The sequence below is a fragment of the Streptomyces sp. NRRL S-244 genome (assembly GCF_000717915.1).
Taxonomy (GTDB): Bacteria; Actinomycetota; Actinomycetes; order Streptomycetales; family Streptomycetaceae; genus Streptomyces.
Window position 1 is genome coordinate 11,845 of record NZ_JOCX01000017.1, and the last position, 12,470, is coordinate 24,314.

A 12,470-nucleotide genomic window follows, 5' to 3' on the forward strand; every position below is an offset into this window, starting at 1 on the left:
CCCATTGTCCCGCACCCGGGCCGGGGGCCCGGCCGCTCGCCGCCGCCCCCGGGCCCTCTCGTACCGCCCGCTGCTGCCCGCTGCCGCCCGCCGCCGCGCTACGCCTCGCGCGAGCCCTCGTACATCTCGTCGATCAGGTGCTTGAACTCACGCTCGACGGCCGGCCGCTTCAGCTTGAGGCTGGGCGTGAGGTCGCCGTGCTCCACGTCGAGGTCGCGGGGCAGGATCCGGAACTTCTTGATCGTCTGCCAGCGCTGGAGGCCCTCGTTCAGGGTCTGGACGTACGTCTCGATCAGCCGGTTCGTCTCCGCCGCGGCCAGGACCTCGGCGTACGTCTTGCCCTCCAGCCCGTTCTCGGCGGCCCAGACCATGATCGACGGCTCGTCGAGCGCGACCAGGGCGGCGCAGAAGTTCCGGTCGGCGCCGTGCACGACGATGCTCGACACGTACGGGCAGATCGCCTTGAACCGGCCCTCGATCTCGGCCGGGGCGACGTACTTGCCGTTCGAGGTCTTGATCAGGTCCTTCTTGCGGTCCGTGATGCGCAGGTAGCCGTCGGGCGAGAGCTCGCCGATGTCGCCCGTGTGCAGCCAGCCGTCCTCTTCCAGCACCTCGGCGGTCTTCTCGGGCTGGAGGTGGTAGCCCTGCATGATGCCGGGGCCGCGCAGCAGGATCTCGCCGTCGTCGGCGATGCGGACCTCGGTGCCGGGGAGCGGCTTGCCGACGGTGCCGGTGCGGTAGGCCTCGCCGGGGTTGACGAAGGAGGCCGCGCTGGACTCGGTGAGGCCGTAGCCCTCCAGGATGTTGATGCCGGCGCCGGCGAAGAAGTAGCCGATCTCGGGGGCCAGGGCGGAGGCGCCGGAGACGGCGGCGCGCAGCCGGCCGCCGAAGGCCTCGCGGAGCTTGGAGTAGACGAGCGCGTCGGCGATCTTGTGCTTGGTGGCGAGGCCGAAGGGGACCGCGGCGCTGCCGGTGCGCCGGTAGTTGTCCTGGGTGGTCTTGGCGTACTCGCGGGCCACGCCGACCGACCACTGGAAGATCTTGTACTTGGCGCCGCCGCCGGCCCGGGCCTTGGCGGCGACCCCGTTGTATACCTTCTCGAAGATGCGGGGGACGGCCGCCATGTAGGTGGGCTGGACGACCGGCAGGTTCTCGATGATCTTGTCGATGCGGCCGTCGACGGCGGTGACGTGCCCGACCTCGATCTGGCCGGAGGTCAGGACCTTGCCGAAGACGTGCGCGAGCGGCAGCCACAGGTACTGGACGTCGGTGCTGGAGATCATGCCGGTGGCGACGGTGGCCTTGGCCATGTACGACCAGTTGTCGTGCGGGAGCCGTACGCCCTTGGGGCGGCCGGTGGTGCCCGAGGTGTAGATGAGCGTGGCGAGCTGGTCGGCGGTGATGGCCCCGATCCGCTCCTTGACCGCCTCGGGGTGCTTGGCGAGGTACGCGTTACCGCGGGCCTCCAGGTCGGCGAGGGAGAGCACCCAGCCTTCCGGATCACCGGCGGCCGGTACCGCGTCGGCCGCCTCCAGGACCACCACGTGGGCGAGCTCGGGCAGGTCGGCGCGGCGCTCGCGGGCCTTGGCGAGCTGGGAGGCGTCCTCGGCGATCAGCACGCGGCTGGCCGAGTCGGCGAGGATGAACGCCGACTCCTCCGCGTTGGTGCTGGGGTAGATCGTGGTCACCGCGCCGCCGGCGCACATGACGCCGAGGTCCGCGAGGATCCACTCGACGCGGGTGTTGGAGGCGAGCGCGACCCGGTCCTCGGGCCGCAGGCCCAGGTCCAGCAGGCCGGCGGCGACGCCGAAGACCCGCTCGGCCGCCTGTCCCCAGCTCAGCGACTTCCAGTCGTCGGGGCCGCTGCCGCCGGCCGCGGGCACCGGGAACCGGTAGGCCTCGGCATTCGGCGTGGCGGCGACACGCTCAAGGAAGAGGGCCGCCACGGTGGGCGGGCGGTTCTCGATCAAGGTCTGTGTGTCGCTCACGGACGTCCTCCGGACCACGCGGCAGGGCCTGTCATTCAGGGGCTTGTAACTGGCGAGTAACCATCGAGCAGTGATCAGACTAGGTGCCCTCCGGCCAGGGCGTAAGAGTCAGCGAGCGGCCGATTCATAACGAAACAGGCCCCCGCGCATCCGCACGGGGGCCTGTTTCGCAGACGTCGGTCGCAGCGGCTACTTCTTCTTGCCGGCGGACTCGTCGCTGGAGAGGACGGCGATGAAGGCCTCCTGGGGCACCTCCACCGAGCCGACCATCTTCATGCGCTTCTTGCCTTCCTTCTGCTTCTCCAGCAGCTTCCGCTTACGGGAGATGTCACCGCCGTAGCACTTGGCGAGGACGTCCTTGCGGATGGCGCGGATGGTCTCGCGGGCGATGACGCGCGAGCCGACGGCCGCCTGGATCGGCACCTCGAAGGCCTGCCGCGGGATGAGCTCGCGCAGCTTGGCGACGAGCCGTACGCCGTACGCGTACGCGGCGTCCTTGTGCGTGACGGCGGAGAAGGCGTCGACCTTGTCGCCGTGCAGCAGGATGTCGACCTTGACCAGGCTGCCGGACTGCTCGCCGGTGGGCTCGTAGTCGAGGGACGCGTAACCGCGCGTCTTGGACTTCAGCTGGTCGAAGAAGTCGAAGACGATCTCCGCGAGGGGCAGGGTGTAGCGGATCTCGACCCGGTCCTCGGAGAGGTAGTCCATGCCGAGCAGCGTGCCGCGGCGGGTCTGGCAGAGCTCCATGATCGCGCCGATGAACTCGGTGGGCGCGAGGACGGTGGCCCGGACGACCGGCTCGAACACGTCCGAGATCTTGCCCTCGGGGAACTCGCTCGGGTTGGTGACCTGGACTTCCTTGCCGTCCTCCAGGACGACGCGGTAGACCACGTTCGGCGCGGTGGCGATCAGGTCGAGGCCGAACTCGCGCTCCAGGCGCTCGCGGACCACGTCCAGGTGCAGCAGACCGAGGAAACCGACGCGGAAGCCGAAGCCCAGCGCCGCCGAGGTCTCCGGCTCGTAGACGAGCGCGGCGTCGTTGAGCTGGAGCTTGTCCAGGGCCTCGCGCAGGTCGGGGTACTCGGAGCCGTCGAGCGGGTAGAGGCCCGAGAAGACCATCGGCTTCGGGTCCTTGTAGCCGCCGAGGGCCTCGGTCGCGCCGTTGTGCAGGCTGGTGATCGTGTCACCGACCTTGGACTGACGGACGTCCTTCACGCCGGTGATGATGTAGCCCACCTCGCCGACGCCGATGCCGTCGGCCGGGGTCATCTCCGGGGAGGAGACACCGATCTCCAGCAGCTCGTGGGTGGCGCCGGTGGACATCATCCGGATGCGCTCGCGCTTGTTGAGCTGGCCGTCGACCACACGGACGTACGTCACGACGCCGCGGTACGAGTCGTAGACCGAGTCGAAGATCATCGCGCGGGCGGGGGCGTCCTTGACGCCGACCGGGGCCGGGACGGTGGCGACGACCTTGTCGAGCAGGGCGTCCACGCCGAGGCCGGTCTTCGCGGAGACCCGCAGGACGTCCTCGGGCTGGCAGCCGACCAGGTTCGCGAGCTCCTCGGCGAACTTCTCCGGCTGGGCGGCCGGCAGGTCGATCTTGTTCAGGACCGGGACGATCGCGAGGTCGTTCTCCATCGCCAGGTACAGGTTGGCGAGGGTCTGGGCCTCGATGCCCTGTGCGGCGTCCACCAGGAGGACCGTGCCCTCGCAGGCGGCGAGGGAGCGCGAGACCTCGTACGTGAAGTCGACGTGCCCGGGGGTGTCGATCATGTTGAGGATGTGCGTCTTGCCCTGACCCTCACCCACAGTGGGCGCCCAGGGCAGTCGGACCGCCTGGGACTTGATCGTGATGCCGCGCTCACGCTCGATGTCCATGCGGTCGAGGTACTGGGCGCGCATCTGCCGCTGGTCGACGACGCCGGTGAGCTGGAGCATCCGGTCGGCGAGCGTCGACTTGCCGTGGTCGATGTGCGCGATGATGCAGAAATTGCGGATCAGCGCCGGGTCGGTACGGCTCGGCTCGGGCACGTGGCTGGGGATCGCGGGCACGCAGTGTCCTGATTCTCGGGTCGCAGTCGGAAGCGTTTCCGGCTCTCGTCGGATCTGTACGCAGAGTCCCATGGTCCCATGGACGGGGCGATGCGCTCGGTTTGGGCCGGTCGGAGCGTGCCTGGTAGCCTGGGCAGCTGTGTCTCGTATGCCCTCTCAGCTGTCGGGACACAATCCGAAGATCAAACTCTGAACCTGAAAAGGCTCTTTCGTGGCGAACATCAAGTCCCAGATCAAGCGGAACAAGACGAACGAGAAGGCGCGCCTGCGCAACAAGGCCGTCAAGTCTTCGCTCAAGACCGCGATCCGCAAGGCCCGCGAGGCCGTGGCCGCGGGTGACGTCGAGAAGGCCACCGTGGCTTCTCGCGCCGCCGCGCGTGCGCTCGACAAGGCTGTCTCGAAGGGTGTCATCCACAAGAACGCCGCCGCCAACAAGAAGTCGGCGCTGGCCACCAAGGTTGCCACCCTCCAGGGCTGAGCTCTGATGTGATCGCCGGAACGGACCCAGCGGGCCCTCTCTCCCGCTCCTGACCGGCCCCCGCGCCGCACACGAAGCGTTCGCCACGCGGGTGCGGTGCAACAAGAAGTAACGAAGGCCCCGAGAGCCACCCTTCCCCAGGGCGGCCCCCGGGGCCTTCGCCTTGCCCGGGACGGCCCGGGACGGCCGGCTGGCCGGCTCTCACAGGCCGGGCCAGCCGGGGGCTACCGGCGCTGGGGGCGCGCTGCGCGGGCCACGGCCACGACCGCCTTCTCCAGGGCGTACTCCGGGTCGTCGCCGCCGCCCTTGACGCCGGCGTCGGCCGCGGCCACGGCCCGCAGGGCGTCCGCGACGCCGTCCGCCGACCAGCCCCGCATCTGCTGGCGGACCCGGTCGATCTTCCAGGGCGGCATCCCGAGGTCCCGGGCGAGGTCGCCAGGGCGGGCCCCGCGCGGGGCCGAGGCCAGCTTGCCGATGGCACGCACCGCCTGCGCGAGCGCGCTGGTGATCAGCACCGGCGCCACCCCCGTGGACAGCGACCACCGCAAGGCTTCGAGGGCCTCCGCCGCCCGCCCCTCGACCGCCCGGTCGGCGACCGTGAAGCTGGAGGCCTCGGCCCGGCCCGTGTAGTACCGGCCGACCACGGCCTCGTCGATCGTGCCCTCGACGTCCGCGCACAGCTGCGCGGCGGCACTCGCCAGCTCCCGCAGATCGCTCCCGATCGCGTCGACCAGCGTCTGGCACGCCTCCGGGGTCGCCGACCGGCCCAACGTGCGGAACTCGCCCCGCACGAACGCCAGCCGGTCCGCCGCCTTCGTCATCTTCGGGCAGGCGATCTCCCGGGCCCCGGCCTTGCGGGCCGCGTCCAGCAGCCCCTTGCCCTTGACCCCGCCCGCATGGAGGAGCACGAGGGTGATCTCCTCGAACGGCGCTGCGAGGTACGCCTTGACCTCCTTGACCGTGTCCGCGGACAGGTCCTGCGCATTGCGTACGACCAGCACCTTGCGCTCGGAGAAGAGCGAGGGACTGGTCAGCTCGGCGAGCGTGCCGGGCTGGAGCTGCTCGGGTGCGAGGTCGCGCACGTCCGTGTCGGCGTCGGCGGCCCGGGCGGCCGCCACCACCTCCCGTACGGCGCGGTCGAGCAGCAGGTCCTCCTGCCCCACCGCGAGGGTGAGCGGGGCGAGCGGATCGTCGGTGGAGTTCTTCCTGGTGGCCATCGCGTCCAGCATCCCACGCCGCACTGACAGCCCCCCGCACCGCGGCCGCCCCCACCGCATCCCCGAGAATGGCCGGGTGAACGTGCGACATGTACTGGTGCTGCCCGACCGCGACGCCGCCGAGGAGGTGGCCCAGGAGGCGGTCGACCGCTTCGGCCTGCCCGAGGAGCCTCAGCTGCTGCGCGACGCCCTCGCCGGTGAGGACGACGCCGAGGACGCCCAATGGCTGGTGGTCGTCGAGGACCCGCAGGAACGGCTCGACGCCACGGTGCTGGACGGCCTCGCCGCCGAGTACGAGGGCTGGCTGGAAGCCCCGTAGCCCCCGGAACCCCCTGCGGGCCGCTGCTAGGCCTTGTGCACGATCTGTACGTCCAGCACCACTTCCACGCTCGAACCGATCGCCGCTATCCCCTGGGCCAGTACCGACTGCCAATTCAGGCTGAAGTCCTCGCGGTGCAGTTCGGCGGTCGCCCGGCAGGCCGCGCGCGGTTCGCCCTCCAACCCGGTGCCGAGGCCCAGGTACTCGGTGTCCAGCGTCACCGAGCGGCTGACCCCGTGCAGGGTCAGGGCGCCCGCGACGGCCCAGCGGCTGCCGCTGCGGTGGATGAACCGCTCGCTGTAGAACTCGACCGTCGGATGCCGGGCCGCGTCCAGGAAGTCGCCGGACCGCAGGTGGTCGTCCCGCATCCGCATGCCGGTGTCGATGCTCGCCGCGTCGATGATCACGTGCATGGAGGAGTCCTCCATGCGGTCGGCTATCCGCACCCCGCCGGCGAAGGTGTTGAACCGGCCGCGGATCTTGGCGAAGCCGATGTGCTGCGCGGTGAAGGCGATGGACGAATGCGCCGGGTCGAGCTCCCAGTGGCCCGGCGCCGGCAGCAGCGGCGGCTCCACCGCGTCGAGGACGATCTCCCCGGTCCCGGGCTGCGCCGGGTCCCCCACCAGCGTCGCCCCGTGGAACGGCGCGTACCCCTCGGCGGTGACGGAGAGCCGGTACTCGCCCTCCGGCACGGCCGCGGTGAACCCGCCGTACGGGTCGGTCTCGCCGCTGACGATGCGCCGGCCGATCGGGTCGGTCACCTCGAACCTGGCCTGTCTGACCGGCTGGTGGACCGTATCGAGGACACGACAGCTGAGCAGCCGCGCCGTATGAGGCAGCGTCAGTGTCGCGGATGTGTGCTGACCGGCGCTTCCGGCCGTCTCCATCCCCCTTCGGCGACCGAACATGGTTGATGCACCCCCGTGCTGTGTGGACTTGTACCGCTCTGGCGAAGACGCATTCGATCATGCTGTCGGGTTGCGGGCAAACGGAAAGGCGGTGTCCGGTATGCCCGTGTCGGCGCCGCCGACGACGTGAGGGGAACGCCCGCATCCCCGGGCCGCTCCCGGCCACGGCGATCGAACCGTCGGTATCGGTGCGCAGCACCGTCGTACCCATGGCCCGCAGCCGGGCGAGCGTGCCCGGCGCGGGGTGCCCGTAGCGGTTGCCCTCGCCGACCGGGACGAGCGCGAGCCGGGGCCGGATCCGGTCCTGGAGGCCGGGGTCCTGATGGGCGGAACCGTGGTGGGCGACCTTGAGGACGTCGACCGGACCCAGATCCGGATGAGCCCTCAAGAGGGCTTCCTGCGAAGGCGGTTCGAGATCTCCGAGCAGCAGGAGGGTCAGACCCGCGGAGCGGACCAGCAGGGCGACGCTGGCGTCGTTGGGCCCCTCCGGCCGCGGGCCGCCGGGCGAGGGCCACAGCACCTGCCAGTCCAGCGGCCCGGCCCGCCGCCGCTCGCCCGCCGAAGCCGCCACGACGGGTACGTGCGCCGCCGCCGCGGTCCGCCGGACGAACTCGGCCTGAGCGGTCGGCTCTTCCAGCGTGGTGGCCTGAATCACACCCGTGGCCCGGCCTCGCAGCACCCCGGACAGGCCGCCGACGTGGTCGGCGTGAAAGTGCGTCAGCAGGAGCAGCGGCACCCGGCGCACCCCGAGGGCGGTCAGGCACGCGTCCACCGGGCCCGGCTCCGGGCCGGCGTCCACCACGACGGCCGTGCCCGGGCCGACGGCGAGCACGGCGGCGTCGCCCTGGCCCACCGCGCACTGCACGTAACTCCAGTCGGGCGGCGGCCAGCGGGTGAGCGTACGGGTCAACTGCGGCGGCCGCAGTACGGCCAGGAGCAGCAGCACGGCCAGTGCGGAGCACACCCACGGCCGGTGCCGGATCCGTGCGCCGAGCCCGGCGACGGCCAGGGTGGCGGCGGCCAGCAGCAGCCCCCCGGTGAGCCCGCCCGGCCAGGCCAGCTCCGCGCCCGGCAGCCGTGCCCCGGCCCGGGCCACGCCCGCGATCCACCCGGCCGGCACCCCCGCGCACCGCGCGAGCAGCTCGGCGACGGGCATGCACAGCGGGGCCGCCGCGAGCGCCGCGAAGCCGAGCACGGTCGCCGGGCCCGCCGCGAGCTCGGCGAGCAGATTGCAGGGCACCGCGACCAGGCTCACCCGGGCCGAGAGCACGGCGACCACGGGCGCACAGACCGCCTGGGCGGCCGCGGCGGCACCGAGCGCCCCGGCGAGCCGGGGCCGCATCCCGCGCCGCCGCAGGGCTTCGCTCCAGCGCGGGCCCAGCGTGAGCAGGGACCCGGTGGCCAGGACCGAGAGCAGGAAGCCGGGGCTGCGGGAGAGCCACGGATCGTAGAGCACCAGCAGCAGGACGGCGGCCGCCAGGGCGGGGATCAGGGATCTGCGCCGGCCGGTGGCGATGGCCAGCAGGGTGATCGCCCCGCAGGCCGCGGCCCGCAGCACGCTCGGCTCCGGCCGGCACACCACCACGAACGCCAGGGTCAGCGCCGTCCCGCACAGGGCCGTCGCCCGCAGGGACAGCCCGAGGCGGGGTGCCAGCCCGCCCCGCTCGGCGCGCTGCGCGGCGGCGGCCGGGCCGATGAGCAGGAACAGCACCACCGTCAGGTTGGACCCCGACACGGCCAGCAGATGCAGCAGGTCGGTGGCCCGGAACGCCTCGTCCAGGTCGGTCGGCACCCGGGAGGTGTCCCCGACGACCAGCCCCGGCAGCAGGGCCCGGGCGTCCGGGGCGAGCCCCTCGGTGGCCTCGCGCAGCCCGGCCCGCAGCCTCCCGGCGATCCGCTGGAGGGTGTCGGGCCCGCCCGTCACCCGCGGCGGGGTGTCCCCCGCGGGGCGCAGCAGCGCCACGGCCCGCTCCCCGGCCCGGCCCGGGGCCAGCCGGACGACGACCGCGACCCGGGTGGAGGGTTGCAGCCGGGCCCACTGCGGATGCCCGGCCAGCACCCGTACGGGGGTCTCGACCCGGGTCTGCGCGCCGTCGGGCCCGGTCACCCGGGTCAGCACCGCGTCCAGGACCACCACGGGCGGGCCGCTCCCGCCGCGGGCGGACCGCGGGTCGGAACCGACGGTGAGCTCGGCGAGCACCCGGGCGTGCTCCCCGGCGAGCCCCAGGACCGGCCCGGCCCGCGCCTCGGCCCGCTGGAGGCCCGCCACCCCGGCCCCGGCGGCCGCGCAGAGCAGGGCGGCGGCCGCGGCCGTGCCGATCCGCCACAGCGACTCCGGACGCCGGCAGGCGGCCAGGAGCAGCAGCCCCGCGCCGAGGACCCCGAGCCCGGCCCCGGCGGCGGCCACCCCGGCCGGTGCGTCGAGGGCGAGGGCCGCCGCCGCCCAGGCGGCCAGCGCCGGCACGACCAGGCGCAGATCCAGCGGGCCCGGCCCCTCGGGGCGCTTCACGGCCGGACCAGCTTGCGCAGATCGGCGAACCGCCGCTCACCGATGCCGTCGACCTGCCGGAGCTCCTCCACCGAGCGGAAGCCGCCGCGGGCCGTCCGGAACTCCACGATGTGCTGCGCCAGCACCGGGCCGACCCCGGGCAGGCCGTCCAGCTGCTCCACGGTGGCCGTGCCGAGACTCAGCGGCCCGGCAGCGCCTCCGGCACCCCTGCCCGGACCGGCGCCGGAACCCGGACCGCCCACGGCGGGCTGCGCCGGGGCGCCCACCACCACCTGCTCGCCGTCGACCAGCACCCGGGCCCGGTTGATCCCGCTGACATCCGTACCGGGCCGCACTCCCCCCGCGGCGGCCAGCGCGTCCTCGACCCTCGACCCGGCGGGCAGCCGCCGCACACCGGGGTCACGCACCTTGCCGCTGACGTCCACCACGATCCGCGTACCGGCACCTCCATCAGCGGCGGGGGGCCCAGGGCTCGGCGCCGGGGCGGGCGCCGGTGCCGACGCCGGGGTGACCACCGCGGGCGCGGTCACCGGCTGCGGCCGGGCGGTCCAGAACTGCTGCGCCCCGAAGGCGACGGCGGCGGCCAGCACCACCCCCACGGCGGCCACCGTGCGCGGCTCCACCGCACACCGGGCCTGCAGCCACCCCGGCAGCCGCTCCCGCACGGCGAGCCTCAGCACGGCTCCCCCGGACAGCGGGGCCTGCCCGGACCGCGGGCTCCCCACCGGGGTCTCGCCGGGCGGCGGGTCGGCCACGGACCGGATGCCGGTCCCCGGGCCCGGCGGCGCCCCCGGCACCGCCTCAGGCGACGGCGACGGCGACGGCGGAGGCGGAGGCAGCGACGATGGCAGCGTCGACGGCGGAGGCGATGACGGCGATGGCAGCGGCGACGGCGGCCCGCCCGCGCCGCCGAGCAGGGCTTCGGCCCGGCGGCGCACCGCGGCCGGCTCGGGGTGGTGCGGGCGCGGACGCCCCCGGCGGTGGCGCAGTCGCCCGTCCGAGAGACGGGACCGGCCGGGACCGCTGGTGGCTCCGGAGGAGGGCGAGATACGTGTGCGAAGAGTCATGGCACGACGGTAGGGGCGAATCCCGACCCCAGTTCGGACTTATCAATTCCGGTGGAAATCCCAGCCGTTGTGGATAACTCCGCCACTCGTTCCGGTGATCAGCGGGGTGAGACGACCGCCGCCAGCAGCCCCGGCCCCGTGTGCGCGCCGATCACCGCGCCGACCTCGCTGACGTGCAGTTCGACCAGGCCGGGGATGCGTTCGCGCAGCCGCTGCGCGAGCTTCTCGGCCCGCTCGGGCGCCGCGAGGTGGTGCACCGCCACGTCGACGCTGCCCGCCCCGGCCCGCTCCACGGCCAGCTCCTCCAGGCGGGCGATGGCCTTCGAGGCCGTGCGCACCTTCTCCAGCATCTCGATCCGCCCGCCCTGCAGGGTGAGCAGCGGCTTGACGGCGAGGGCCGAGCCGAGGAGGGCCTGGGCGGCCCCGATGCGGCCGCCGCGGCGCAGGTAGTCGAGGGTGTCGACGTAGAAGTACGCGGACATGTCGGCGGCCCGCTTCTCGGCGGCGGCCACGGCCTCGTCGACGGAACCTCCGGCTTCGGCCACCTCGGCGGCGGCGAGGGCGCAGAACCCGAGGGCCATCGCGACCATGCCGGTGTCGACGACGCGGACGGGCACCGGGGCGGTCTTGGCGGCGACGACGGCGGCGTCGTAGGTGCCGGAGAACTCGGCGGACAGGTGGAGACTGACGATGCCGGTCGCGCCGGCCTCCGCGGCCTCCTGGTAGGCCCGTACGAACTCTTCCGGGCTGGGCCGGGAGGTCGTGACCGGGCGGCGCTTCTGCAGCGCCAGGGCGAGGCTGCGGGCCGAGATCTCGGTGCCCTCCTCGAGGGCCTCGTCGCCGAGGACCACGGTCAGCGGGACGGAGGTGATTCCGTGCCGCGTCATGGCCGGTTGGGGCAGGTAGGCCGTGGAATCGGTGACGATCGCGACATGGCGGGACATGAGCCGGAGGTTACCGCCCGTGGGGGCACGACGGCAGCCCGACCCCTGGCCAGGGGGACGGGAAGGGTGTCGCGAGGCCGCCGCTCAGCGCCCGCGGGCCGCCGCTCAGCGCCCGCGGCTCAGGTCGTCGTTTCCGGCCGCGGCGCCTTCTGCCACGGATACCCGGTCTGCGGGGGCTTCGGATTCAGGGCCGCCGGGGGCTCCGGAGCCCGCCCTGCGGGGGACCCGGCGGAGCCGGAACGCCCCGCGGACCCTGCGGACCCCGCGGGCGGCTGCTGTGCGTCCCACGCCGCGGCCGCCGCCGCCAGCTCGTCCACCGACTCCCGGGACCAGTCCCGCAGCGCCCCCGACTCGACCTCGATCTGCGCCGACAGCGCCGACAGGTCGTCCTCCGCGAAGCGCCGCGCCCGGTCGCGGGCGGCCCACCGCAGCGAATCCGCCGCCTCCGTGATCTTGGCGGTCCGTTCCTTCAGCTCGGGCAGCATCGCGCCGATCCGCCCCCGGTCCGGCTCCAGCTCCAGCCGCTTCAGCTCGTCGTCCAGCTCGTACCCGTGCGCGCTCAGCCGCTCGAACAGCCCGATCGACTCCTTCAGCGAGGCATCCGCCTGGACCCCCTGGTACAGCGCCTGCTGCGTGGCCCGCATCGACGTCCGCAGGTCCAGGCGCAGCTGCGCCAGCGCCCCCGCCACGCCCACCTGCCCGAAGCTCTTCGCCCGCAGCGCGGTGTCCTCCACGGTCCGGCGGGCCTGCGTGATCGTGCGGTCCACGCCGCGCTTCGCCGCACCGACCGCCTTCACGGTCGCCCAGGCACCCAGCCCCAGGAAGGCGAACAGCACCAACAGGGCAAAGATGATGATCAACGCGCCCGCCTCCATGAGAGGCTCCCTTCCCCTGCCGTCTCCGTCCCCTCCACCGTAAACGCCACGGGCAGGCCAGGGGTTCCAATCGGACCCCCAACCTGCCCGTACGGGACAACCCCTAGACC

General features: G+C 73.4%; 9 protein-coding genes and 1 pseudogene. 2 read left to right on the top strand and 8 right to left on the bottom strand.

Going from position 1 to position 12,470, the window contains the following annotated elements:
• Positions 1-98 precede the first annotated feature (98 nt).
• Both IF02_RS0121400 and lepA read right to left on the bottom strand, forming a co-directional pair.
• The gene (locus tag IF02_RS0121400; protein ID WP_030159294.1) at positions 99-1,988 is read right to left on the bottom strand and encodes an AMP-dependent synthetase/ligase; all 1,890 of its coding nucleotides are present in this window, start codon (positions 1,986-1,988) and stop codon (positions 99-101) included.
• Between the two features lie 189 nt (positions 1,989-2,177).
• Complete coding sequence (lepA, locus tag IF02_RS0121405; RefSeq protein WP_030159296.1) at positions 2,178-4,043, bottom strand: translation elongation factor 4; 1,866 nt, start codon at positions 4,041-4,043, stop codon at positions 2,178-2,180.
• A 211-nt stretch (positions 4,044-4,254) separates the two neighbouring features.
• Between lepA and rpsT the strand changes: the two genes are divergently transcribed.
• Positions 4,255-4,521, top strand: coding sequence for a 30S ribosomal protein S20 (gene rpsT / locus IF02_RS0121410; protein WP_030159297.1), 267 nt, complete (start codon positions 4,255-4,257; stop codon positions 4,519-4,521).
• A gap of 224 nt (positions 4,522-4,745) precedes the next feature.
• Here rpsT and holA read toward each other — a convergent pair whose 3' ends face one another.
• Positions 4,746-5,738 (bottom strand): DNA polymerase III subunit delta, encoded by a 993-nt coding sequence (holA, locus tag IF02_RS0121415; protein WP_030159300.1) that lies wholly within the window; start codon positions 5,736-5,738, stop codon positions 4,746-4,748.
• 76 nt (positions 5,739-5,814) lie between these two features.
• Here holA and IF02_RS0121420 point away from each other — a divergent pair, with 76 nt between their 5' ends.
• Complete coding sequence (locus IF02_RS0121420; RefSeq protein ID WP_037836845.1) at positions 5,815-6,057, top strand: hypothetical protein; 243 nt, start codon at positions 5,815-5,817, stop codon at positions 6,055-6,057.
• A gap of 26 nt (positions 6,058-6,083) precedes the next feature.
• Here the strand turns inward: IF02_RS0121420 and IF02_RS0121425 are convergent, their stop codons facing one another.
• From IF02_RS0121425 to IF02_RS0121445, 5 genes and pseudogenes are all read right to left on the bottom strand, one after another.
• Positions 6,084-6,965: a YceI family protein gene (locus IF02_RS0121425; RefSeq protein WP_078622236.1), complete on the bottom strand. Its 882-nt coding sequence runs from the start codon at positions 6,963-6,965 to the stop codon at positions 6,084-6,086.
• 136 nt (positions 6,966-7,101) lie between these two features.
• A pseudogene (locus tag IF02_RS33890) lies at positions 7,102-9,435 on the bottom strand (ComEC/Rec2 family competence protein); the annotation flags it as partial.
• Between the two features lie 35 nt (positions 9,436-9,470).
• A complete protein-coding gene (locus IF02_RS32580) occupies positions 9,471-10,229 on the bottom strand; it encodes a ComEA family DNA-binding protein (RefSeq protein WP_324603778.1) in 759 nt (252 codons plus the stop codon).
• Positions 10,230-10,639: 410 nt separating this feature from the next.
• Positions 10,640-11,485 (bottom strand): DegV family protein, encoded by an 846-nt coding sequence (locus IF02_RS0121440; protein ID WP_030159307.1) that lies wholly within the window; start codon positions 11,483-11,485, stop codon positions 10,640-10,642.
• A gap of 119 nt (positions 11,486-11,604) precedes the next feature.
• Positions 11,605-12,360 (bottom strand): hypothetical protein, encoded by a 756-nt coding sequence (locus IF02_RS0121445; RefSeq protein ID WP_030159309.1) that lies wholly within the window; start codon positions 12,358-12,360, stop codon positions 11,605-11,607.
• Positions 12,361-12,470: the final 110 nt, after the last annotated feature.